This is a genomic window from Peptoniphilus sp. Marseille-Q6390, assembly GCF_965119475.1.
This window is the reverse complement of sequence record NZ_CBCPLS010000001.1, coordinates 140111-164603: the sequence shown is the minus strand read 5'-3', so window position 1 is coordinate 164603 and position 24493 is coordinate 140111. Positions and strand designations below refer to the sequence as shown.

General features: G+C 36.1%; 25 protein-coding genes. 2 read left to right on the top strand and 23 right to left on the bottom strand.

Translation table 11 applies throughout. The features are described from left to right. Window positions 1–11: 11 nt before the first annotated feature. Both typA and hisS read right to left on the bottom strand, forming a co-directional pair. Complete coding sequence (gene typA / locus ACWPVO_RS00820; RefSeq protein ID WP_005957240.1) at window positions 12–1835, bottom strand: translational GTPase TypA; 1824 nt, start codon at window positions 1833–1835, stop codon at window positions 12–14. Window positions 1836–2103: 268 nt separating this feature from the next. Continuing rightward, complete coding sequence (gene hisS / locus ACWPVO_RS00815) at window positions 2104–3411, bottom strand: histidine--tRNA ligase (protein WP_454205907.1); 1308 nt, start codon at window positions 3409–3411, stop codon at window positions 2104–2106. A 249-nt stretch (window positions 3412–3660) separates the two neighbouring features. On the opposite strand from hisS, the gene ACWPVO_RS00810 reads away from it, so the two are divergent. Continuing rightward, window positions 3661–4884 carry a sodium/glutamate symporter gene (locus tag ACWPVO_RS00810; protein ID WP_454205905.1) on the top strand — a complete coding sequence of 408 codons (1224 nt, stop codon included), beginning with the start codon at window positions 3661–3663 and terminating at the stop codon, window positions 4882–4884. A gap of 124 nt (window positions 4885–5008) precedes the next feature. Here the strand turns inward: ACWPVO_RS00810 and ACWPVO_RS00805 are convergent, their stop codons facing one another. From ACWPVO_RS00805 to ACWPVO_RS00790, 4 genes are all read right to left on the bottom strand, one after another. After that, window positions 5009–6493: an aldehyde dehydrogenase family protein gene (locus ACWPVO_RS00805; protein ID WP_454205904.1), complete on the bottom strand. Its 1485-nt coding sequence runs from the start codon at window positions 6491–6493 to the stop codon at window positions 5009–5011. A 200-nt stretch (window positions 6494–6693) separates the two neighbouring features. Next, complete coding sequence (locus tag ACWPVO_RS00800; protein WP_454205902.1) at window positions 6694–7170, bottom strand: hypothetical protein; 477 nt, start codon at window positions 7168–7170, stop codon at window positions 6694–6696. Next, complete coding sequence (locus ACWPVO_RS00795; protein WP_060799809.1) at window positions 7160–7381, bottom strand: helix-turn-helix domain-containing protein; 222 nt, start codon at window positions 7379–7381, stop codon at window positions 7160–7162. The genes ACWPVO_RS00800 and ACWPVO_RS00795 overlap by 11 nt, the downstream gene beginning before the upstream one ends. An 8-nt stretch (window positions 7382–7389) precedes the next feature. After that, the gene (locus ACWPVO_RS00790) at window positions 7390–7860 is read right to left on the bottom strand and encodes a DUF2975 domain-containing protein (RefSeq protein WP_250342501.1); all 471 of its coding nucleotides are present in this window, start codon (window positions 7858–7860) and stop codon (window positions 7390–7392) included. A 427-nt stretch (window positions 7861–8287) separates the two neighbouring features. Between ACWPVO_RS00790 and ACWPVO_RS00785 the strand changes: the two genes are divergently transcribed. Beyond that, the gene (locus tag ACWPVO_RS00785; protein ID WP_250342502.1) at window positions 8288–8881 is read left to right on the top strand and encodes a leucine-rich repeat domain-containing protein; all 594 of its coding nucleotides are present in this window, start codon (window positions 8288–8290) and stop codon (window positions 8879–8881) included. Window positions 8882–8989: 108 nt separating this feature from the next. Here ACWPVO_RS00785 and ACWPVO_RS00780 read toward each other — a convergent pair whose 3' ends face one another. The 17 genes from ACWPVO_RS00780 to ACWPVO_RS00700 all read right to left on the bottom strand — a co-directional run bounded on the left by ACWPVO_RS00780 (window position 8990) and on the right by ACWPVO_RS00700 (window position 24493). Then, on the bottom strand, window positions 8990–9988 hold the full coding sequence (locus tag ACWPVO_RS00780) for an ornithine cyclodeaminase family protein (RefSeq protein ID WP_454205899.1): 999 nt from the start codon (window positions 9986–9988) through the stop codon (window positions 8990–8992). Between the two features lie 28 nt (window positions 9989–10016). Beyond that, complete coding sequence (locus ACWPVO_RS00775) at window positions 10017–11069, bottom strand: acyltransferase (protein WP_454205897.1); 1053 nt, start codon at window positions 11067–11069, stop codon at window positions 10017–10019. A 456-nt stretch (window positions 11070–11525) separates the two neighbouring features. After that, a complete protein-coding gene (locus ACWPVO_RS00770) occupies window positions 11526–12674 on the bottom strand; it encodes a 2-hydroxyacyl-CoA dehydratase subunit D (RefSeq protein ID WP_250342505.1) in 1149 nt (382 codons plus the stop codon). Between the two features lie 12 nt (window positions 12675–12686). Further along, window positions 12687–14009: a 2-hydroxyacyl-CoA dehydratase subunit D gene (locus tag ACWPVO_RS00765; protein WP_148464763.1), complete on the bottom strand. Its 1323-nt coding sequence runs from the start codon at window positions 14007–14009 to the stop codon at window positions 12687–12689. Between the two features lie 20 nt (window positions 14010–14029). Then, complete coding sequence (locus ACWPVO_RS00760; protein WP_250342506.1) at window positions 14030–14848, bottom strand: acyl-CoA dehydratase activase; 819 nt, start codon at window positions 14846–14848, stop codon at window positions 14030–14032. A 238-nt stretch (window positions 14849–15086) separates the two neighbouring features. Further along, a complete protein-coding gene (locus tag ACWPVO_RS00755) occupies window positions 15087–16856 on the bottom strand; it encodes an acyl-CoA carboxylase subunit beta (RefSeq protein ID WP_005956976.1) in 1770 nt (589 codons plus the stop codon). Window positions 16857–16869: 13 nt separating this feature from the next. After that, the gene (gctB, locus tag ACWPVO_RS00750; RefSeq protein WP_005957178.1) at window positions 16870–17667 is read right to left on the bottom strand and encodes a glutaconate CoA-transferase subunit B; all 798 of its coding nucleotides are present in this window, start codon (window positions 17665–17667) and stop codon (window positions 16870–16872) included. Next, window positions 17667–18638, bottom strand: coding sequence for a glutaconate CoA-transferase subunit A (gene gctA / locus ACWPVO_RS00745; RefSeq protein ID WP_454205894.1), 972 nt, complete (start codon window positions 18636–18638; stop codon window positions 17667–17669). Before gctA ends, gctB begins: the two co-directional genes overlap by 1 nt. Before the next feature lie 72 nt (window positions 18639–18710). Then, a complete protein-coding gene (locus tag ACWPVO_RS00740) occupies window positions 18711–19847 on the bottom strand; it encodes a sodium ion-translocating decarboxylase subunit beta (RefSeq protein WP_148464766.1) in 1137 nt (378 codons plus the stop codon). Between the two features lie 15 nt (window positions 19848–19862). Next, on the bottom strand, window positions 19863–20276 hold the full coding sequence (locus tag ACWPVO_RS00735) for a biotin/lipoyl-containing protein (protein WP_454205891.1): 414 nt from the start codon (window positions 20274–20276) through the stop codon (window positions 19863–19865). A 42-nt stretch (window positions 20277–20318) separates the two neighbouring features. After that, entirely contained in the window at window positions 20319–20633 is a 315-nt protein-coding gene (locus ACWPVO_RS00730; protein WP_005957031.1) for an OadG family protein, read from the bottom strand. 766 nt (window positions 20634–21399) lie between these two features. Further along, window positions 21400–21540 carry a hypothetical protein gene (locus ACWPVO_RS00725; protein WP_454205889.1) on the bottom strand — a complete coding sequence of 47 codons (141 nt, stop codon included), beginning with the start codon at window positions 21538–21540 and terminating at the stop codon, window positions 21400–21402. A gap of 78 nt (window positions 21541–21618) precedes the next feature. Further along, on the bottom strand, window positions 21619–21846 hold the full coding sequence (locus ACWPVO_RS00720; protein WP_005957143.1) for a glutaredoxin family protein: 228 nt from the start codon (window positions 21844–21846) through the stop codon (window positions 21619–21621). A 132-nt stretch (window positions 21847–21978) separates the two neighbouring features. Further along, window positions 21979–22329 carry an ArsR/SmtB family transcription factor gene (locus ACWPVO_RS00715; protein ID WP_454205886.1) on the bottom strand — a complete coding sequence of 117 codons (351 nt, stop codon included), beginning with the start codon at window positions 22327–22329 and terminating at the stop codon, window positions 21979–21981. Between the two features lie 7 nt (window positions 22330–22336). Beyond that, the gene (gene rsmA, locus ACWPVO_RS00710) at window positions 22337–23152 is read right to left on the bottom strand and encodes a 16S rRNA (adenine(1518)-N(6)/adenine(1519)-N(6))-dimethyltransferase RsmA (RefSeq protein ID WP_454207167.1); all 816 of its coding nucleotides are present in this window, start codon (window positions 23150–23152) and stop codon (window positions 22337–22339) included. A 28-nt stretch (window positions 23153–23180) separates the two neighbouring features. Beyond that, entirely contained in the window at window positions 23181–23732 is a 552-nt protein-coding gene (gene rnmV / locus ACWPVO_RS00705) for a ribonuclease M5 (RefSeq protein WP_005956969.1), read from the bottom strand. After that, complete coding sequence (locus ACWPVO_RS00700; protein ID WP_454205884.1) at window positions 23729–24493, bottom strand: TatD family hydrolase; 765 nt, start codon at window positions 24491–24493, stop codon at window positions 23729–23731. The genes rnmV and ACWPVO_RS00700 overlap by 4 nt, the downstream gene beginning before the upstream one ends.

Genomic DNA, 24493 nt, shown 5'->3' with positions numbered 1-24493 from the left:
CTTTCCTAAAATTATTTATTTTTCTTTGATTTATATCTTGTTTGTGAGTTTAGAATTTTCTTTCTAAGTCTAAATTCATTAGGTGTAATTTCTATTAGCTCGTCATCTTCAATAAACTCTAAAGCTTCTTCAAGACTCATCTTCCTAACTGGAGAAAGTCTAAGGGCTTCATCAGAACCTGATGCTCTGACGTTAGTTTGTTTCTTTGACTTAGTAACAGAAACTTCAATTTCAATTCCCTTTGGTGATTCACCAACAACTTGACCTTCATAAACATCTTCACCTGGCTCAACAAATAGGGTACCACGTTCTTGGGCGTTGTTAAGTCCATAAGCTGAAGCTGTTCCTGTGTCAAAGGAAACAATAGATGCATTTACCCTTCTTGGGATTTCTCCCTTGAAAGGCACATAGGATTCAAAAATAGAATTTAGGATTCCAGAACCCTTAGTGTCAGTCATAAATTCTGTCCTATAACCAATAAGTCCCCTTGATGGAATAATAAATTCAAGCCTTTGGTAGCCCCCATTAGGTTCAACAATGTTAACAAGCTCTCCCTTTCTCCTGCCAAGTTTTTCTATAACAGATCCGGCGTAGACATTGTCAACATCAATAGTAACTCTTTCTGTTGGCTCTAACTTTTTGCCATTTTCATCATATTTATAAAGAACTTGTGGTTTGGAAACTTGGAACTCATAACCTTCACGTCTCATGTTTTCAATTAAAACTGAAAGGTGAAGTTCTCCCCTACCAGAAACCTTAAAGGAATCAGTGGAGTCAGTATCTTCAACTCTTAGTCCTACGTCAGTTTGTAGTTCTCTGTGAAGTCTTGCCTTGATTTGTCTTGAAGTCAAGAACTTTCCAACCCTTCCTGCAAAAGGCGAATCATTTACAGAGAAGTTCATGGAAATTGTTGGCTCAGAAATTTTTACAAATTCAAGAGCTTCTGTGTCTTCTGTTGAAGTAATAGTATCGCCAATGTTGATGTCTTCGATACCTGTTACTGCAACAATGGAACCTGAACGTGATGAATCAACCTCAACCCTGTCTAGACCTTCAAACTCATAGATTTGTGCAATCTTAATATTTTCTTTAAAGTCTGGGTCAAGTTTATTAACTCTCACAAGTTTGTCGTTTTCGTTAATAATACCTTGTTCGATTTTTCCAATACCAATTCTTCCAATGTATTCATTGTAGTCAATTGTGGAAATTAGAAGTTTAAAAGGTTCATCATCTCTTTGTTCTGGACCTGGAATATAATTAATAATAGTTTCAAAAAGTGGGTCCATGTTTTCCATCTTGTCCTCTACATCAAGAGCTGCAATACCTTGCTTAGCTGATGCAAATACAAATGGACATTCAAGTACAGATTCGTCAGCACCCAATTCAATAAATAAGTCTAGAACTTCGTCAACTACTTCAAGTGGTCTTGCTTCAGGTCTATCTACCTTGTTGATGCAGACAATAACTGGAAGGTTAAGTTCAAAGGACTTCTTTAACACAAACTTAGTTTGTGGCATTGGACCTTCAAAGGCATCTACTAGTAGGACAACACCATTTACCATTTTTAAAACACGTTCAACTTCGCCACCGAAGTCAGCGTGTCCTGGAGTGTCAATGATATTAATCTTAACTCCATTGTGGTTAACAGCAGTGTTCTTGGAAAGGATAGTGATACCTCTTTCCTTTTCAATGTCATTTGAATCCATTACCCTGTCCTTAACTTGTTGGTTTTCCCTAAAGATACCTGATTGTCTTAATAGGGCATCAACTAGGGTAGTCTTACCGTGGTCAACGTGGGCAATAATAGCTATATTTCTTATATCTTGTCTTTTCAAAAATTCTCATCTCATTTCTTCATGTTTCTATCCTATTTTAAGCTTAAATAAAAAAAAGTGCAACAAAAAAGACCTATAAACTGTGAAATTATCAGTTTATAGGTCGACATCTAACAAATTTTAATTGTAACGACAATCGTGACGAGTCACGATTGGAGTGGTCTTCACAGTGAAGCCGATCCTATCGATGGCTGAGCTGATGAAGAACCTTATGCAGGGAACAAGTCTGATGCGACTCTAAAATGAGCATCAGACTTGTGACTCGCACTTACTTCTTAAATCTTTCAACTAACTCATCAAATGTAACTTCTTCCTGATCTCCTGTCTTCATATCCTTCAAACTATACTTTCTAGTTTTTATTTCTTCTTCGCCAAGAACTATTACATAGTCCACCTTTGTTTGGTCTGCGTACTTGAATTTCTTCTTTAATTTTGCAAATTCTGTGTAAACAGAAACCCTTACTCCCTTTTCTCTAAGTTCACTTAGGAGTTTAATTCCGTCGTGGATGCAATCATCCATTGGAATAATTAAAAGGTCAACTAAAGATTTTTCTTCACTAGAAATTATTTTTGCTTCATTTAATTGGTAGAAAAGTCTTGAAAGTCCAATGGAAATCCCAACTCCTGGCAATGCCTTGTCTGTGTAATAGCTTGCAAGGTCTTCGTATCTTCCACCTGAGCAAACTGATCCAATCTTTGGATAGTTATCAAGAGTAGTTTCATAAACTGTGCCTGTGTAGTAGTCAAGACCTCTTGCAATCTTTAGGTCAATGTCAAAGCAGTCCTCGTCTATGCCAAAGTCCCTCATGTATCCAACAACTTGTGTAAGTTCATCAAGTCCTTCTTGGAAGATTTCATCTTCTATTTTTAATTCTCTTAGTTGTTCAAGAATTTCATCTACCGTTCCCTTGATTTTTATAAATTCTAGGATTTTTTCTCCAGAATCTCTTCCTATTCCATTTTCTCCTAGTTCTTCAAGGACACTTTCTTCACCAATCTTATCTAGCTTGTCTACTGTCCTAAGTACATTCATGGAGTCTTCGATGCCAAGTGATGAGAAGAAGCCCTTTAAGATCTTTCTATTATTAAGGTGGATTGTGAAATCTGTAAAGCCTAAGTCCTTAAAAGTGTGGAAGATTACAACTGGGAACTCTGCGTCATTGACAAGGGATAGTTCTCCCATGCCAATTGTGTCAATATCACATTGGTAGAACTCTCTAAAACGTCCCTTTTGAGCCTTCTCTCCCCTGTAAACTTTTCCTATTTGATATCTTTTAAATGGGAAGGATAAGTCGTTCATGTGCTCTACAGTGTATCTTGCTAGGGGAACTGTCAAGTCAAACCTAAGACTCATGTCAGTGTCTCCCTTTGAGAACCTGTAAATTTGTTTTTCAGTTTCTCCACCGCCCTTTGCTAGTAGGACTTCAGATTTTTCTATAACTGGAGTATCTATGGGCAAAAAGCCGTGCTTTTCAAAATTTTTTCTTATAATGTCTTTCATCTCGTTAAAGAGAATTTGATCCTTTGGTAGTAGTTCCATAAAACCTGGAAGGGTTGATGGTTTTACAATTGTCATAATATCACTCCTGTTTATAAATTTTGCTTTTTCTTCTTATTAATAATTATAATTTTATCACATTTATAGCGCTTTTTGTACTTTTGTATGCTATTATGAGAAAGTTTTGAAAGCTTTATAAAAATTTTATTTAATTTTTAAATTTTTCGTGTATTAATTTGATAGAGTCTTTGACTTGATAAGCTTTATCCCTTATAATCAAATGGTTAATATATTGATATATTAATAAATTTTTTAGGAGGAAAAAATATGGAAAGAATGGTAATCGAGTTCGGCATGTTCGAAACTCTACTACTTGGCGTATTAGCCATTTACCTGGGAGATTTCATGAGAAAGAAATTTCCAGTTTTAGTTAAGTACTGTCTGCCTTCAGCCGTAGTTGGTGGCACTATTGTATCTATTATTACTATGATTTTATACTACGCAGGCATAATGGAACCTAACTTTGATTTTAAGACAGTTAACACTTTATTTTATTGTCTATTCTTCGCGGCTAGTGGAGCTGCAGCCAGCCTTTCACTTTTAAAACAAGGTGGAAAGCTTGTAGTTATCTTTGCAGCTTTAGCTGCCCTACTTGCAGCTTGTCAAAATGCAGTTGCACTTGGAGTTGGTGGCCTAATGGGAGTTAACCCACTTATCTCAATGATGACTGGCTCAATCCCAATGACAGGTGGCCACGGTAACGCTGCAAGTTTTGCACCAATAGCTGTTGAAGCTGGTCAAACTGCTGCCATGGAAGTTGCCATTGCATCTGCTACTTTTGGACTTATTGCAGGTTCACTTATTGGCGGACCTTACGGTAACTTTATCGTTAAGAAATTTGGATTTGAAGATCCAGAACTAGATAATCAACAAAACACTCTTGTTGATACAGCTAAAACTGTTTTGATGAACAAGAAGACTATGATTTCTTCTGTAAACATGATGGTTCTTGCTTGTGGTATTGGCCAATTAATTTTCTTGGGCCTACAAAAAATTGGTGCTAACATTCCAATTCACGTTTGCTGTATGCTTGGTGGTATTCTTGTGAGAGTCTTCCTTGATAAGACAGGAAGAGTTGAAGATTCACTTCTTGAAGCAATTGACACTGTTGGAGATTTTTCTCTTGCACTTTTCGTTTCAATGTCAATTGTAAGTATGAAGTTATGGCAACTTGCAGACCTAGGACCTCAACTAATCGTTCTTCTTCTTGCACAAGTTGTTCTTGTTCTAGTATTCACTTACTTCTTAACATTTAGACTACTTGGCAAGAACTATGACTCAGCTGTTATGGCAGTAGGTCACCTTGGATTCTCAACAGGTGCTGTTCCAGTTTCAATGACAACTATGAAGACAGTTTGTGACAAGTATAGGTTCTCTAAGCTTGCCTTCTTCGTTGTTCCAGTAATTGGTGGATTTATTTCAAATATTTCAAATGCACTAATTATTACGAAGTTCTTAGACATTGCCATTAAGATGAGCGCAGGCATGTAAGAAAAATTATAAATCTTTTAATTTTAAAATTATTTTAATTTAAAATTTTAAGCAACAAAAAAGGGCTATAGTGAAAACTATAAGCCCTCTTTTTGATTATTCTATTTATTTATAAAATTTATTCTCAGTAAAGTCCTGAAGATTTTTCAGAAGTATCAATGAAGATGTTCTTAACTTGTGAGTAAGCATCAAGCATCATCTTGTGGTTTTCTCTACCAATACCAGATTTTTTGTAGCCACCAAAAGGTGCACCTGCTGGAAGTTGGTTGTAAGTGTTAACCCAAACTCTACCAGTTTCAATTGCCCTTGCAACTCTAATTGCCTTGTTGATGTCTCTTGTCCAAACAGCTCCTGCTAGACCATAGTCTGAGTCATTTGCCATCTTAATAACTTCATCTTCATCTTTGAACTTAATTACAACTGCAACTGGTCCAAAGATTTCTTCTCTTGCAACTTGCATATTGTTGTCAGCATTTGTGATAAGAGTTGGCATTGTGAAGTAACCATTTTCTGTGCCATTCTTTGTAGCCTTTTCGCCACCAACAGCAATTGTTGCTCCTTCTTTTCTTGCAACTTCTACATAACCAAGAACTTTTTCAGTTTGTGATCTGTTTACTTGAGCTCCAACTTGAGTGTCTTCTTCCCAAGGTAGACCAACCTTGATCTTCTTGAATTTTTCAATTGCCTTTTCAACAAATTCATCATAGATATTTTCGTGAACGAAAACTCTTGAACCTGCACAGCATACTTGACCTTGGTTAAATAGGATACCCATAGCAAGACCGTCTATTGCAAGATCCATGTCGCAGTCATCAAAGAAGATGTTAGCAGACTTTCCACCAAGCTCTAGGGTAGCTGGAATTAATTTTTCTGCTGCAGCTCCTGCAATCTTGTAGCCAACTTCAGTTGATCCAGTGAAGGCAAGTTTTGAAAGTCCTTCATGGTGTTGTAGGTATTCACCAGACTTAGATCCAGATCCTGTTACAACGTTAATAACTCCCTTTGGCACTACATCTTTTATCAACTTCATAAGTTCTAATAGGGAAAGTGAAGTTGTTGAAGATGGTTTAATTACAACTACGTCCCCTGCTGCTAAGGCTGGAGATAATTTCCATGCTGCCATTAAAAATGGGAAGTTCCATGGGATAATTTGACCAACAACTCCAAGTGGTTCACGAAGAACTATGGATAATGTGTTTTCGTCAATAGCATTAGCAGTTCCTTCTTCAGCTAGGATTGCTCCTGCAAAGTATCTAAAGTGTTCAGATGCTAGTGGAATATCAACATTTCTTGTTTCCCTAATTGGCTTACCATTGTCAAGAGTTTCAACCATGGCAAGATGGTCAGCATTTTCATCAATAATATCAGCAATCTTGTTTAAGATTTTTGCTCTTTCATATCTATTTGTCTTTTTGAATTGGTGGAAGCCTTCCCAAGCTGCCTTAACAGCCTTGTCTACATCAGCTTCAGATGCTTGGGCAATTGATGCAAGTTTTTCTCCATCAGCTGGACAAAATACATCTAAAGTTTCTCCATTTTCACTTTCAACAAATTCTCCGCCAATAAATAGGCCATACTTTTTATCTAAATTAATGTTTGGTTTAGTCATATTACACTCCTTACTTTACTTTAATGTGTCATATAAAGCTTTCGTATAAGAAATACCCCTCAAAGTTGGTTTAAAAACCTATAAGTATATATTTTTAATTTTTTACTTAGAGAAAGCTCTCCGATTCTTTTCATTAAAAAAAGACTCTTTTCGAGTCCCTTTTTTAAAAAATCCAATTGATTTTCTTTATCAGTTTTACTTTAAGTGTCCCATTCTAAAAATAAAATTTCTCCCTTGTCTTCATCAAGTATTAGGGCAACAAAATTTCCATACATTCCTTCAAAGACATATTCGGAAGTTGCTTTGAAATAAATTTTATTATTCAAATCAAGAGAAGGATCAAATCCTCTCTTTTTAACTTGTAAGTAACAAGTTTCTATTTGGGATTTTCTATTTTCATCTGTAATCTCATAATCCTCTAGTTCTTCTTTTATTTTTCCAAGGTCCTTCTTGTCAAAAGAAAATAAAATTGCAGCTTCGCCGTCTCCATGAAAGCTTGGCTCCTTATATAGTTCTCTTTCCCTTTTCACTGACTTTGGAAGGCTTATGCCAAATTCATTTTCCACTTTCTTCACTGACTGATCTCTTGGATCAGACAAAAAATATAAAAGTGGTATAGCGGCAAGAAAAATTATGAACATTGTAATTAAAATATTTTTAAATTTTTTATCGGTCATCTTCATCACCCTCGTAACGTAAAATATCTCCAACTTGACAGTCTAAGACCCTACAAATTTCTGAAAGGGTAGAAAACCTTATGGCCCTAGCCTTATTTGTCTTTAAGATAGAAAGGTTTGAAAGACTAATGCCAACTTCCTCAGACAATTCTGTCAAAGTCATCTTATTCTTTGCAAGTTCAACGTCTAAATCAACAATTATTTTTCCCATAGTCCACCTCAAATCGTAAGATCATTTTCTTCTTTCAAGTCTATGCCTTCTTTAACCATATCGCACAAGAGAAGAAAAATTTGTCCCACAAGCATGGACACAAGACCTGTCCCAATAAAAATAAGATTTGTTATGGAACCCTGGAGGTTGAAGTTGGTGTAAATTATTGCGAGGATAGATAAAAGAAAAATTCCTATAAAGGAAAGGGCCACTACTTGAAGGTTAAAAAGTGTCTTCCTCTCAAAAACTTTGTCCTTCCCATAATTTTTTAATGCCAAGAGTCCAAATACTAGGGCAAGTATAAGTCCCAAGACCATGGCTTGACACAAGACCATCATGGGATACTGCATATTCATAAACATGGGGTAGATTCCTGACACTAGCTTAGCAAATTTATAAACTCCATAGAGTCCACAAGTTAAGGTAAAAATTGCAAGAATCAAAAGTCCCCCAATAAATTTAACTCTAAAAGATTTCATGATAAGCTCCTTTCTTTTTCTTTATTATAATATTTAAGTTTATGTTTTTCAATAATTATTTATTGTTTATCAATAAATAATTTATCTTTTACATTAAATTTTAATTTCTTCTATTTAAAATTATTTATTCTTCTACTTCCATAAGCTCTACAAATTTTCATAACTTAGTCACTTCCCTTAATTAATACAAATTTTAAAAATTTATGAAATCCTTTTTATAGGACTTTTTGATAAATAATTTTTTGCCAATAAATTTTTATATATAGTAAGAAAAATCTTTTTAAATAAACTATTAGTAAAAAAGATTTTTCTTATCATAAAAAGTGTTCATCCTTCGCCTAATTAACAAGCTTCCTTTATAATTTTTGGTCCTTATGTTATAATATATATAAGAAAAATTTTTAATTAGGGGGAGGACGTACATAATATGGAAAAACCTTGGGAGTTTGATGATTTTATTTTTGACGGCGATGTTTTAAAGGGAATGACAAGAAAGGGCAAAGACAAAATCAAAAATGAAGAATTATTTGATATGGTAGTGCCTACTGAAGGACCTGACGGAACTAAGATCAGAGTAATTGGAGAACAATGCTTCTTTAGAAGAAAACTTAACTCTGTTGTAATTCCTGAAACTGTAGAAGAAATCCAATACGAAGCTTTTGGTGTTAACAACCTTACTGAAGTAGAAATTCCTGATTCAGTTAAAAAGATTGACGCTTACGCTTTCTACAGAAACAAATTAACTGACGTTAAGTTACCAGAAGAAGTTGAATTTATCGGTGACAATGCTTTCTCACTAAACCAAATCGGTGAAATTGATTTTCCTGATACAGTAGAATTCATTGGTGTAAGTGCTTTCTACAAGAACAACCTTACAGAAGTAAACTTACCTAAGAACATTAAGGAAATCGACATGTATGCATTCAGAAAGAATAACATTCATGAAGTTCAAGTTCCAGCTGGTATGGAAAAACTTGACAACAGAGCTTTCGAAGAAAACACTGTTGTTAAAGAAGCTTAATATTAATTATAAACTGTTGCTTTGGGCAACAGTTTTTTATTGCATTTTTACAATTGTAAATTAAACAACAAAAAAACTGTCAGACTTCTGACAGTTTTCTAATTTATTTTACATTTCAATTTTAGTACCTATTCCCTTATCCTTAGCAAGTTGGTAAATCTTTTCGCCTGCCACAAGGTCTAGACCTGCGAAGCCCACAGTCTTGAACCAAGTTATCTCTTCCTTTGACTCTCTTCCCACTTCTCTTCCAAGTAGGAGGTCACCAAGTTCGTGAGCAACTTTCTCTTTAGAAATTTTCCCTTCCTTCATGGGGATGATAACATCTCCTGCTTCTTCAATTACACCTTCCTTTGTATCAGTGAAAATCTTGTCAGCCCTTACCAAAAGCTCTGGAGGAGTTTCCTGCATGTCAGGAATGTAAGACCCGACGCTATTTACATGAACACCCTTCTTGACCATATTGCCATCAAATACAGGCTTCTTAGAAGTGGTAACAGTAGTTATTATGTCCACATCTCCTAAGACTTCATCAAGCTCTTTAATTGCAAGTATCTTTGCCCCATATTTTTTTAATTTTTCTTTCATTTCTTTGGCGAAGGCCTCTGCTCTCTCGTAGTTAACATCAAAAACGTAGGCCTCTTCTATATCTCTTACTGCAAGGACTGCCTCAAGCTGAGTCCCAGCTTGGCCACCAGTACCTATTAAGAGAAAGGATCTTGCATCCTTATTGGCTAAGACCTCTGTTGCTGCACCTGACACTGCTCCCGTCCTTAGTCTTGTAAGGATTGTTCCATCGATGATTGCCTTTACAAATCCATTGTCCTTATCAATTAAGATCATTGTTGATGGAGATGTAACAAGTCCCTTCTCAATATTATCTGGATAGATGTCGATTATCTTCATGCCAAGGGCATTCTTGTCCTTGATGTAGCCCGGCATAAAAATCGCAGTGCTTGATGAGTCTTTGTCTACATCAATTACAGTCCTTAGAGGTATGTCCGACCCTCCGTCGCTGTAATTTTTTAGGGCTTCCTTGTCTGCCTCAATTATATCTTTGATGGCAACTGCCTTTAAAATATCTTCTTCCCTTAAAATTAATATTTCCATAATTACCTACTTTCTTTATCCTTAGTTTTTATAAAATTCTCAAGTTTAATTTCTTTTTTATTGACCTCAAGATTATAGAAGTTAAAAGAGAAATAATAAAAATCCCCATAACTTCTAGGATGCTAACTAGGACCTTGCTTAAGCCAGCAAAGTTTACATAAGTTAGCCCACGGCTGCCCAAAAAGTCCAGAAATACCAAGTGGATTATAAAAATCACAAAAATATTTTCAGAAACTATCCTTAGAAAAGTCTTTAGCTTTTGACTTTCGATTTTCGCCTTCATGCATAGGGCAAAAAGCGAATAGGCCAGACCAAAGATCAAGATGTTGTTGCCTTCCCAGGCGTAAAGATTTAAGCCTTGTCCACTCATTTTAATTACACTTAAGACCAAGAGGATATAAGATGCGAGAAAAATAAAAATATAAAAACCTGCTTTCCTGTCAAGAATTTTGGACTTATACTTTTTAAAATATCCTCCCAAAAGGGCAAACATCACATAGTTGTAGGCCCCGCTAAGTTCATAAAACTTTAGGATTTTAATAATCCTTATGTTAAAGACTGTTATTGTAAAATTTATTGTAAGCGAAATTATAATCCAAATTCCCAAGATATATTTTAATTGGCCCTCTTCCTTCTTCACAAGAAAATTCCCAAGGGGAGCAAAAATATAGATAAAAATTATTATAAAAATATAGTAGAGGTGGTTTTTAAAGTTCCCATCTAAGATGTCGGATACCATGGCACCAAGTTCAAGATGCTTGTGGTAGTGGAAAATTGTAGAAAGGCAGGACAAAGTTCTGTAAAAGATTTCTGCTAAAATAAAGTAAATGAAAAATTTTATAACCTGTCTTACAACTTTCTCATAAGATATCTCGCCTCTTGTGTAGAGAAGATAACCACTTGCCATGCAGAAGGCTGGAACGCAAAACCTAAAGAAGGATCCCGCAAATAAAAAATATTTCCAGGTCATAGTCCCCATGTCGTAGGCTGATCCAGGTGCAAGGACGTGGATGGCAATAGTTGCTATTATAGCAAAGAATTTTATTAAATCTATCTTATAATCTCTGGTGAACTCCTTCATACTAACTCCTCAAATTATTTTAATTTAATTTTATCATATAGGCCGCCTTTTACAATGAAGGACTATAAAGTTTTTATCAATATGTTTCGACCGGTGTCTTTAAAGCTTTATCTTATTATTTTTCCCTATCTCATTAAACATTCTTCCTTAATACTTGTCCCACTGTCTTTAAAGTTTTATTTTGATACTTGCCACAGCTTTTTAAAATTTTGCAACTCATTTATTCCCTATAAAAATTTTTTCATAAAGTTTTACGAATTTTTGACTTCTTATATTTTACAAATACCTAGCTAATTATGACTTTACTAATCATTAACTTTTTGTGGCTTTGGAATTAGTAATTTATTATTTTCAATAATTATTAACTCCTAAAGTCTCCATACTCAAAAATATTTTCACACAAGAAATCAAAAAAAGACGCCCATCATCAGGCGCCTTAAAATTTATATTATTTTATTACATTCTATTAAGTTGAACCATTTCTTCAAATGTTTCAAGTTGTGTCTTAGCTTGACCAAAGTCAGTCATTTGTTGGTCATAACCAAGTTTGATTAGTGGAATACCAGCTTTTTCGTAAGCTTGTTTTAATGATGGATATTCCATTTCTTCTGTGTCGTTGAATGTCATCATGAATACTAGACAACCATCAGCATCATTATCAACTGCTAGATCAACAACATATTTTGGTCTCTTCCAAATGTCTGGGTCGTAAAGAATTGGATCTTCGTCCATTCTTGCGAATTGGTCAGCAAGTGCCATGTATGGATCTTCGATTGAAGTATCAACATCAACCTTGAATCCTCTTGATTCACTTGCAACGTCGTCTGCAACTACACAGATGTTGAAGTCATCAAGTACTTGAAGAAGTGCAGGGTTATCAGTGATAACACCAGAAGTTACTACTCTTGGTCCCTTGCATTCTTCTTTTGGCATAGCCTTAAGTGCTTCAATAAGTTCTTTTAACATCTTGTTGTGTTCGTCTTTTAGCATGTGGTGTGATGCCTTAAGAACGTTACTTCTGTCTGATGCCTTAATTGTTTGTGAATAGTCTCCACATAGTTTAACAAATTCTCTCTTAAGAGCTCTGTTTTCGTTGTAAACTTCGCAAGCCTTCTTAAGGTTTTCGTCAGTAATCTTAACGTCACAAATTTCTTCAAGTCTTTCAGCAGCTTGTTTGAAGATTGTAGCGTTGTATTTTTTACCAAATTCTTCTTTTCTGTGTTGTGCATGGTTTAAGAATACCATAGGAATCTTTCTACCAACAGAAACTTTGTAGTTTTGAGAGAATGGTCTTAGTGTATCATCAAGTGTTGTTATCATTGATGCGCTAAGTCCGTCAAGTGATCCGTCAAGACCCATTTCTAGACATCTAAGTGCTAGTGAGTAGTAGAATGTTGGGAAATATTCTTTAGCCTTATCAATTGGGCCTTGTCCTCCCCAAACTCCATAAGGTACAAGTCCACCTGCATAGATGATTTCTTCAGGTGCGTAGTAAGGGAAAACACCAACTACTTTTTTACCTTCTGCAAGGTACTTGTCGATTTGTTCTCTTCCGTTTTCTGCTATATGTTTAAATTCTTTTAATAATTCTTTAATATCAGTCATTTTGCACCCCTATTAAATTGTAGTCTTAGACCAGTCAGTTTCTTTAGTGTTTTCGAAGTTAGTGTAGATGTCTTCGCCCTTAGCGATTCTATCTGCCTTTCTTTCGTTCATAATTTCAACTAAACCTTGAACTCTTGTCTTGTATTGTTCTTCAGAGAAGTTTCTTTCGTCAGCTTGGTCACCGTCAAAGTGAACTACTGGAATGTCAAGGTCTTCTCTCCATCTTCTTTCGATTTCAGGCATTGCTCCTGACCATGGTTTACATGATCTGTTGTAGTTAACAAGTGCTCCAGAAACTCCGTTTTCTTTAGCCATTGTTTCTCTCCATTCAACACCATCTTCGATACATACTGAACAAGGTGCCTTACAGTAAGCTGCAGCCATTTCTCTAACAGTTGTGTATTGGAAACCGAAAGCAGGTGCATATACTACTGCAGTTACGTTAACTCCATTTTGTTTTAGTGGTTCAAATAAGTGTCTAAGTCCTGGCCAGCAAGGAATACCTTCAAATAGGATTCTGTGTTCTTCTGGGTATTCCCAAGTAGAAGTTCCTTCCTTAACTGATTGTTCGTATTCAGCTGCTAGAAGTTCAAAGCCTTCAGCTGCATCAATTTCACATCTTGCAGCAACAATGTCTGCCATGTGGTTAAATAGGTCAAATCCAGAAAGTGGAGATGGTTCGTAAGCCATGTATGAACAAGCCTTTAACCATGCAGCAGCAGTTCTGTTTGCAATTTTACAAGCTTCTTCGAATTTCTTTTCATCAAACTTCTTACCAGTAAGTTTTTCAAGTTGGTGAATAGCATATTCAAATTGGCCCATTAAGTAATCAACTTTTTCTTCAGGTACATCAACTGTGTTTTGGAATGGAATGTCAATCATAATCATTGGAATGTCATGCATTCTTGCAATGTTTTCATACCATTTTGTCATCATGTTACAGATGTTGTTACAGCAAAGTACGAAGTCTGGTTGTGGCATCTTTCTAGAGTCAGTTGGTTCTCCAGCTGCGTAAGCAAGTGAAATTCTTGCGTAACCACAAATGTCGTTGTCGTATCCCATATCTTCAGCTGTTTGACAAAGTCTTAAACCGTCTTTTTTAGCTGCAGTTGTAGCTGCGTGGTTTTCTGGATATACAGCGTGTAGTCCAAATGCCTTTGCAAGCTCAATAGGGAATTTAGATGATGACCATCCAACTAGTTCTCCTCTTTTTTTAGCATCCCATGCTGCTCCGTAAACTCTATCTACTACATTTCTTAGCGCTTGAGCTGCAGGAATGTTTCCTTCGATTGGTCTTGGTTTTTTACCAGGTATTTTTTGAATTTTTTCAGCCATAGTTTACCTCCTAAAATAAATTATGCATTAGCCTTTTTTTCTTTTAACTTTTCTAATTTACATTTTTGATATCCAAATAGCGCTGCACCAAGAGCACCATTTAGTTGACATAAAGGTGAAGTGTAGATCTTGTGACCTGTGTTTTCTTCAAGGGCTCTTACCATACCCTTGTTTAGAGCAACACCACCTGTGAATATTATGTCATCATTTAAACCAACCCTCTTTGCAAGAGAACCAACTCTTGCGGCGATTGATTTGTGAATCCCCTTAACTATATCTTCAATCTTCGTTCCACTTGCCAGTTGCGAAATAACTTCTGATTCGGCGAAAACTGTACAAGTAGAAGAAATACTAACGTCTTTAGTTGACAGTTTGTCTAACTCTTCTAGTTTAGAAACATCTACTTCAAGAACCTTTGCGATAACATCTAGGAATCTTCCAGTTCCAGCTGCACACTTGTCATTCATAACGAAGTTTTCAAGCATACCATTGTCTCCAATTTTTAGAGCCTTGGCATCTTGTCCACCAATATCAATGATTGTGCGAACATTTGGGAATAAGAAGTATGCGCCCTTAGCGTGACAAGAAAGTTCAGACATTTGGAAGTCAGCTTCTTCTAGTGAAGTTCTTCCGTATCCAGTAGCTAAAATATAGGAAATATCTTCTCTTGTCAGGTTTGCATTTTCTAGAGTTTCTTTTATAGTTCTTGATGGACCACTAGTTCCAGCTCCTACATCTATACAAGAGCTTGAAATAATCTCCTTGCCATCTTTTAAAATAATACTCTTTGAGGCTGTCGAACCGATATCGACGCCCATTGTATAAATAGCTTCTGCCATACAATCTCCTCTTTATTTAACATTAATATCTTACTCTTCTTAATTCTACTATACTTATGTATCTTTGTCAAAAAACCCAGTAGCTAAGAAGTTGAAAATATCAGGCTTTCATGGACTTGAGACTTTACTATTTATAAGTTTAAAATATTATTATTTACTTATAGTAAGGTATGTGGTCATATGCAAAAATATTGGATAATCCTTTTGAGATTATCCAATAAATTGTCATATTTTTTTATTATTTAATGTTATTTAGTCTATCGTAGTCTCTAATGATTCTTGGAGTAAGCATTTGGTGAACTGGACAAATAGATTTTGGATCTTGGTAAGCACTTTCAGTGAAAGCAATGATATAGTTTCTCCATAGATTCATGTTTACTATTTCGTCTACTAGACCATACTTAGCACAAGAGAATGGTTTTGATTTTTCAGCATAGTCTTGAATCAAATCGTTCATCTTGTCAATTGTAGGTTGAAGATCTTTTCCAGCTTTTTTATCCTTAGCAAGTCTTCTAGAGTACATTGCTGTTGCTGCTGTTTCTCCATTCATTACGTTGATTTCAGTTGCTGCAGAACCAAGTGAGAATGCGTTAGTGTCATTTCCTTGAGGTCCACCAAGTACATAGTGAGCTGCTGCAGTACCCTTTCTCATTGTAATTTCCATTTGTGGAAGGTCAGAGTTTTGAATTGAATAAATAAGTGATTGACCAAGTCCTAGTAATTCAGCCTTTTCTGCATCATCACCTACATCAATACCAGTAGTATCTTGTAGCCAGATGATAGGAAGTCTGTCTCTAGCACAAAGTGTTACGAATTCATTCATCTTTATTAGACCTTGTCTATAAAGTTTTCCACCGATAGAGATGTGTTTTGGATCATTGTAGTATTCTGGGTAGCCCATTAATAGACCTTGAACGTTAGCTACAACACCAACTAAAAGTCCGTTAACTTTTGCAAGTCCAGTTACCATTTCTCTTCCGTATCCCTTTTTGTATTCCATAAATTCAGAACCATCAAATAGTCTTGAAATTACGTCATAAACGTCATATGCTTTTTTACCATTTTGTGGAATTATTGAGTACATGTCGTTAGGATCGTATAGAGGATTCTTCGGATCGTCTACTCTGAAGAATTCTCTTTGGAATTTTGGAAGCATTGAAAGATACTTTCTAATTCCTTCAAGAACACCTTCTTCTTCAACGTAACATTCTCTCATGAAACCAGTTTGAGCGAAGTGAACGCCAACTGATCCTGGAGGAGTTGTTTTCTTAGCATTTGCAGTTTGATCTGCAATTTGGTTAGCTCCTTCTTCGTCGATGTATCCCTTTGGATTCATACCGCCAAGGATTCCAGCTCCACCAACAGCCATGTTTGCATCTTTGTGAGCAATAATAATTGTAGGTGAAATTGAGTGGTATCCACCACCTGCTGGGTTAGTACCATAGATACCAACAATTACAGGAACTCCACATTGGTTAAGTCTAGAGTTTCTGTAGAATGGAGTACCGCCACCACGTCTGTTTGGATAAACTTTTTCTTGTTCGTCAAGCTTAACACCAGAACAGTTTAGGATATAAACTAGTGGAATTCTAAGTCTTTCAGCAGTATCTGATGCTCTAAGAAGGTCATCAGCTTGTCCTGCAATCCAAGCACCTGCAAGTTTCTTGTTATCGCTGGCAACAATGTAAACCCATCTGTCGTCAACTTTAGCAAGACCCTTTACGATACCTGTAGTTCCGTGATCATTCTCACCAGGATTGTAAATTGTGTTTAGTGGGCACCATGTGCCTTCATCGATAAGTTCAGCAATTCTTTGAAGTGCTGTCATTTCGCCACGTTCGTTTACTTTTTCATCTGGTTTACCAGCAGCAAGAGCCTTTTGAGCAAATTCTTGGATTTCTTCTTCAATTTCTCTAAGTTGTTTGAAGTTTTCTTCATCTACTGCTTTTAAAGGATTACCAATTGTCTTCATATTTTGGAAATATGAAGCAAGTGAATATTGAGCCATTTGTCCTCCTATATTATTCTTCAACAGGCTTCTTTATGAAAGCTTCGCCTGGGTCTATTTCTTCTCTAATAAGTCTGATTACATTTTCGTCTGGTGCTTCAAGTTCAACTGCACGAGATACGTCAATGTCAAATCCAGTGTTTTCGATTACATCTTCTGGAGATGAAGATGGATAGTATCCAGCAAGATACATTCTCTTAGTATCTTCATCGAACTTTAAGATACCCTTGTCAGTTACAACCATTTGTGGTCCAACATTTTCAGGAATACCTACTCTAGTTCTTCCACCAGGGCCATCGATCCAACCTGGAGAAGTGATATAGTCAACTTTTTCTATAAATCTTCTCTTTTCGTGTTGCATCATGATAATTGTATTTACATAAGTTGCAATACCATTAGCTCCACCAGATCCTGTGAATCTTGTCTTAGGGTGGTGGTAGTCACCAATTACTGTAGAGTTAACATTTCCGTATGGGTCAATTTGAGCTCCACCGATAAATGCGATCATTCTCTTCTTGTCGTGTCTCCATTCGTTAGCTTGGAATCCAACGTATGTTGCGTTTGTCCAGTGAACACCACAGTGTGCCATAAATCTGTTGTCACCAACTGATCTTGGAACTTCAATTGGGTCACAGTCCATTAGTCCTGATTCTACAATTAGATAGCAGTGAGGAGCGTAAACTGCCTTTGCAAGAGAAGCACCAATTAGTGGTAGTCCTGTACCTACAATTGCGATTTGACCATCTTTAATTTGTCTTGCAATTGTAACTGCTTGCATTTCCTTATTAGTATAGTTATCGTATCTAGCCATTATTTTTCTTCTCCCTTCTTTAGTACGTCTGTTGCGTATCCAAATCCTGGAACATCCTTAAGTCCAATTAATCTAGTAGCGCCTAGTTTGTTAAGGTATGCATCGTGATCTTCAACTCCGTACACCCATTCGTCTAAGAATGCATTGAAATCTTCTTCTGTCTTTGATTTAACATTGTACATCTTGTAGAAATCAGCATCGTAGTCGTAGTATTTGTAACATTGTGAAGGGTGAGCTCCAAATGGTGCGTGAACTACAGCGTCAACACAGAATCCTGGAATCTTGTTTTCGTCAGCGTCGAAATTCTTAATGTATTCGTCACTTACAAGTTCTTCGCAAGTTACGATAACTTTTCTTGCTGCAATAGCAATGTCAACATCGTGGAATGTGTTTCCAAGAATTCTTGTAGTTCCATCTGGAGAAGCCATTTGTACGTGAATGATTGCAGTATCAATTTCCGGAACTGGTACTGCAACTAATTTTTCGCCTTTTTTGAATGGGTTTTCAACATAGATGAATTTGTCATCTGGAAGTTTGTCGATTTTTTGTCTTTCTTCTTTAGAAATTCCCCATTCGTCAACTAAACTTGAACCCATCATAAGTCTAACTGGTAGGTATGGAAGGCCAAGTGCAGCTGCGTGAATTCTTTGCATTTCAACATCTTGAGAGTAGTCTTCCATTAGAAGTTCTCCCTTTTCAACTGCTGCTCTAAATCTTCTTGATACGTTTGTATATCCTGAGTTAGCAGTGTAGCAATTTATGTATGCTTTTACTCTGCCAGCTCCAATTAGTGTGTCCCAGTCTCCCCCTGCAGGTCCTGCTTCAACGATAAAATCTTTTTGTCCTTGACGTAAGATTTCGTTTACTGCTGCGTAAGGCTTTCTGTTTGTTGTAAATCCCCCAAGAGATATTACATCGCCATTTTCAACATATTTTGCTATGGCGTCTTTAAGATTCATTACTTTACTCAAGTTAAAACCTCCTTATTGTTCCATATATAACTTGATTGCATAAATATTCAGCTCACTATGGAGCTGAATGAATTAATGACTAAATAGAATTAAGAATACACCTGCTGCTACGGCTGAGCCAATAACTCCCGCAACGTTAGGTCCCATTGCGTGCATTAGTAAGAAGTTAGTAGGATTGTATTTTCTACCTTCAACTTGTGAAACACGCGCTGCCATTGGTACTGCTGATACACCAGCTGATCCAATTAGTGGATTGATTTTTCCACCAGTTACAATATATAAAATTTTTCCAAATACAACACCGCCTGCTGTTGCAAAGCAAAATGCCATAAGTCCTAGAGCAATAATCTTAATTGTTGCTGGTTGTAGGAAAGTCGTTCCGTCTGCTGTTGCCCCAACTGTTACACCAAGCATGATAGTAACAATGTTCATAAGAGCATTTTGTACAGTGTCGGAAAGTCTTGCAACTACTCCTGATTCCTTAAATAAGTTACCAAGCATTAGCATACCAAGAAGTGGTGCTACGTCTGGAAGAAGTAGTGATGTGAAAAGTACTACTACAACTGGGAAAATTATTTTTTCTAGTTTAGTTACTTTTCTTAGTGATGTCATAACTGTTTTTCTTTCTTTTTCAGTAGTAAGTGCCTTCATGATTGGCGGTTGAATCATAGGGATAAGCGCCATGTATGAATAAGCTGCTACTGCAATTGGTGCTAGTAGGTGTGGTGCTAGTTGTGATGTTGTAAAGATAGCTGTTGGTCCATCTGCTCCACCGATAATAGCAATTGATGCTGCTTCTGGTCCAGTAAATCCAAGCTTAACAGCTACTATAAAGGCAACATAAATACCAAATTGCGCTGCTGATCCTAATATAAGTGAAATAGGATTTGCAATAAGTGGTCCAAAGTCAGTCATTGCTCCTACACCCATGAAGATTAGACATGGGAATAAGTTAGACTTAACACCATTATACATAATTGCTAGAACACCAGAGCTTTGCCATGGATCTGCTACTTCCATTAAGCCTGTCATTGGTAAGTTTCTTAAGAGCATACCAAAGGCAATTGGTAGAAGTAATAGTGGTTCAAATTCTTTTTTAATCGCTAGATAAATAAGAATGAAGGATACGATAAACATTACCACATTTTGCCACTGTAATGCTGCAAATCCCGATTCACCAAGAATCCCCTGTAATGTTTCTAATAACATATGCCGACCTCCCTATTATTGTACACTTGCTAGTACTGCGTCAGTATCTACTGTTTCTCCAGCTTTAACATTAAGTGTTACTGTACCTGCACAAGGAGCTACGATTTCGTTTTCCATCTTCATAGCTTCAAGAATAAGGATTACATCTCCTGATGCTACTGTGTCTCCATTGTTAACATTAACTTTAAGAACAGTTCCTGGCATTGGTGCAACTACATCTCCTGCTCCGCCTGCTGCTGGTGCTGCTGCAGGAGCTGGTGCTGCAGGTGCTGCTGGTGCTGGTGCAGGTGCTGCTGCTTGAGGAGCTGGCGCTACTGGTGCTGCAGGTGCTGCTGTTAGTGATCCTGGTGTAAGTGACGCATATCCTCCACCAACTTTTTCAACTTCTACTTCAAAAACTTTTCCATCTACTTTAACTTGATATTTCATTAATTTCTCCTTTTCATAAATAATAGAATAATTTAAAATAATTTATTTCTTTTCGTTTATAGATACGATTCTAAAACTTTCAACTCTCGATCTTTCTTCCATGCTGATAGCTCCAACTATAGCTGCTAAAAGTGCAGGGTCCATTGAATTATCAACTGGTTTTGCTGCTTTTGGTGAAGCTTTTTGAGCTCCTTGATTTGCTTTCGCTGAGTCTTCCTTACCTTGAATACCTCCAACTATTTTAGTAATAACAACAATTGCTATTAGTAGAGAAATAAGGGCCAAGAAAACAACAGATAAACCTGTCAACGCTACGCCAAAGGCTTGCCCAAGGGTAAGACTAACATCTCCTAACATTATCACACCTCCCCAAGTGGTTTCATATTACGGAATCCATTCCAGCTTTTAGGAATATTATAACAAAGACCTATAATTAATTCAATTAAAAAACCTATGTATCATCGATTAATCAAAATCTTTTGCAAGTTAATTATACATGAAAAAGGGACTAAAATAAAGGAAAGCCTTTTTAGAAAAAAACATGAGATAAACAAATTTTAAATATTTTTAATTATTAATTACATTTGTTAAAAAAAGTTTTAATTATGAATTATTTTTTCTTAAAAATTTATTTTATAGGCAAAATCTTTGACTAAATGAAAAATCAAATATTTTATCCTTTCCTTTTTATAAAAATTTTAAGTAATCCTATCTTTTTGTAATATTTTTTTATTTTTTTCCTCCTATACATTTAAAAGAAAAGATTTCATTTTTTTAATAAAATCAATCCCATACCTCTGCCTCCGTCTTAAAAATTCAATTAATTAAAACGAACTTTTTATAAAAACTTTTTCACAATTTTTTTTGAGTTTCAGTGAACTTATAAAAATTTACAAACTCCTAGGACTTTATTGCATCGTAAAAATTTACAAAGTCATAAGTAAATACGACTTCATAAAAAGCTACAAAGTTATAATTAAGTATGACTTCATTGAAAACTACAAAGTCATCAGGAAATATAACTTTATGAAAATCTACAAACTTATAAGTAAATATGACTTTGTAAAAATTTGAAGGCTTATAGATAATCACTAGTCCTTAAAAAATTAAAAGTAATAAGTCCTTATAAGACCAATAAAAAAAGAGCAATCACAAAGGATTTCTCATAAAAATTTTTCTTAATTGCAAGTCCCTTGCAGATGGCTGCTGCGAAGGCATCCATGGAAAGGCCCACTCCAACTAAGAATACCCATATTAAATTCATCTTCACTCACCAATCATTCACTCGTCATAAAAAAAGATAGATGTTATTAAACACCTATCTCTATCTTATTTTTAAATCTTATTTTAGCAATTCATCTAGTCTCGCTTTGTCGAAGCCGACGATTTGTTCGTCGTCAACACAAATTACAGGAACTCCTGTGTAACCCATTGCCATTAATTCTTGTCTTGCTTCTTTGTCAGTTTGCACGTTCTTTTCTTCAAAGGCAACTTCCCTGTCTTTAAGATAGTCTTTTGCCATTGTGCAATAAGGGCAAGTGTTACTTGTATATACTGTTACTTTACTCATATTCATTCCTCCTCGTTACTTTTTCATTATACTCCAAGGTCCTTTATAAAATCAAACCTTTTGAGCTTTCTTCTATGTGAATAAAAATTTCTTCTATTAAATATGCATAAATATACAAATTTTTATTTAAATCTATAACTTATGCTCAGCGTGTTCAAGTCCGTCTTTAAAAATACAAAGTACGTGTTCATCATCAAGTGAATAGTAGGCTCTTCTACCACGTCTTTTTACCTTAATTAGGTTTTGAGTCCTAAGTAGGGCAAGTTGATGAGATATTGAGGACTGACTCATGCCCAGTAATTCTGAAATATCAGACACGCATAGGGGACCATTCATCAAGGCGTAAATTATTTTTATCCTTGTTGGGTCCGATAGGGTCTTAAATATTTGGGATAAGTTGTTTATTAAGTTTTCTTTCCTATTAAAGTTGGATATATCCTCCTGAACTTTTTCAGGTATATCGTCGATTAAGTTTGTTTTCATAATTTCCTTACCCCACACTTTTAAAGTTTACACTTAAAATGATGAACTCTTCAAGGCTGAGGGTCTCTGCCCTTCTTCCTCCATCAATTCCACTAAGTTCAAGAGCTCTTTTGATATCGTCCTTGCTATAGGAAAGTCCTGAGTTGGAAAAAGAATTTAACAAGGTCTTTCTCCTTGTTGTAAAGGCTGCCCTCACTATTTTAAATAAGAAGTCTGTGTCAAGGTCTTCTCTTTCCTTCATTTTTAAATTTACAACTGCTGAATCAACATTAGGCTTAGGCATAAATACTGAGCTAGGAACTTGGAACTTGTACTTGCAGTCTGTGTAATAATTTATAAAGACTGAAAGAGATCCATAGTCCTTGTTGCCCGGTTGAGCAGCTAGTCTCTTTGCAACTTCCTTTTGTACCATTACTGTTATAGAAATTAAATTTACCTTAGATAAAAGTAACTTTTCTATAATTGGCGTAGTTACATAGTAGGGTAGGTTTGCAACAACCTTAAAGCCCTCGTCACCAAACTCTTCTTCAGCGATTTTTTCAAGGTCAAGTTCAAGGAAGTCACCGTAGATAACTTTTACATTTTCTATGTCCAAAGTTTCCTTGTGAAGTTCTCTTAGCTTTTCATCTATCTCGACAGCTACTACCTTCTTTGCCCTTAGTGCCAACTCCTCTGTCATGGTACCAACACCTGGACCAATCTCTAGTATGTTGTCATCTTCACTTATTTCTGCTGCATCAGCAATTTTTCTAACAATATTTCCATCTATTAAAAAGTTTTGTCCCAGAGACTTTGTAAATCTAAAGCCATACTTGGAAAGTATTTCTGAAAGTTTGCTGGGTTTATATAATCTATCTATGGGAGTTCACTTCCTTCATAGCCTCTTCAAATTCTTCCCTTGTTATTCCAAAGGAATTTAATTTGCTTAGGGTCTTTTTTCCATTTCCATATCCTATCTTTAGGATTTCAGAAAGCATCTCACGTCTTCTGCTTGCATCATCAGAGTTTACTAGGTCATTTTTTATTAGGTCAGCCATGGTAAATTCTGTGGACTTTTCTGTCTTTGTTGCCCTAGCAGCCTTTAGTGCCTTTAGGATTTCTTCTGGCGAAGCATTCTCTACTCCAATGTCCCCATGTTTTGTGGAAACCCTTTGAGAAAGGTAGGCATGCTTGGCAGTGGGAATTTCATCTGCAATTCTCTTTCTTATTTGTGATCCAACGTAGTCAGAGTCTGTAAAAATTATTATTCCCTTCTTCTTGTCCATTTCCTTTAAGAGATTTATTAATTTCCTTCCGAAAGCAAAGCCGTGAGTGGTTATAATTTCTGCATCAACTGCCTTTTTAATGGCAATTTCATCATCACGACCCTCTGCGACAATTACTTCTTTAATTGTCATCTTCATATTCCAAAAAACCTCTTTGTATTTTCTGCCGTTATCTTTTCCACTTCTTCTGGATCAATTTGCCTTAGGTCTGCAATGTATTGGCAGACAAACCTAACAAGCTTGGGCTCATTTCTCTTTCCTCTGTAAGGGACAGGCGTCATGTAAGGACAGTCTGTCTCAAGTAGGAGCCTATCAAGGGGAACCTTCTTTGCAACTTCCTTTGGAGTCTTGGCATTTTTAAAGGTAACTGCACCGCCAAGTGCAAGGTAGTCCCCCATCTTCACATACTCTTCCATCATCTCTACTGATTGAGAGAAACAGTGGATCAAGGCTGTGAATTCATATTTTTCGTGGGCCTCTTTTAAGATGTCAAAGGTATCCTTCACTGCATCACGAGAGTGGATGACAATATTTTTTCCAAGTCTTGCTGCAAGTTCGATTTGCCTTTTAAAGACTTCCTTTTGGACCTCTCTTGGTGAGTTGTCGTAGTAATAGTCTAGTCCAATTTCTCCAATTGCCATGACTTTTTCATTTTTAGAAAGTTCAATTAATCTCTCTTCCACCTTGTCATTGTAGGTCTTTGCCTCATGAGGGTGGACTCCAATGGCTGCATAAATATTTTCGTATTTATTTGCAAGCTCCACTGACCTCTCAGATGATGGGAGGTCAGAAGAGTTATTTATTACAAGTTCTATTCCATTATCACCTAGGCTCTTTATTAGGCTGTCTCTGTCTTCATCGAAGGCAGGATCATCTAGGTGGACATGTGAATCTATCAT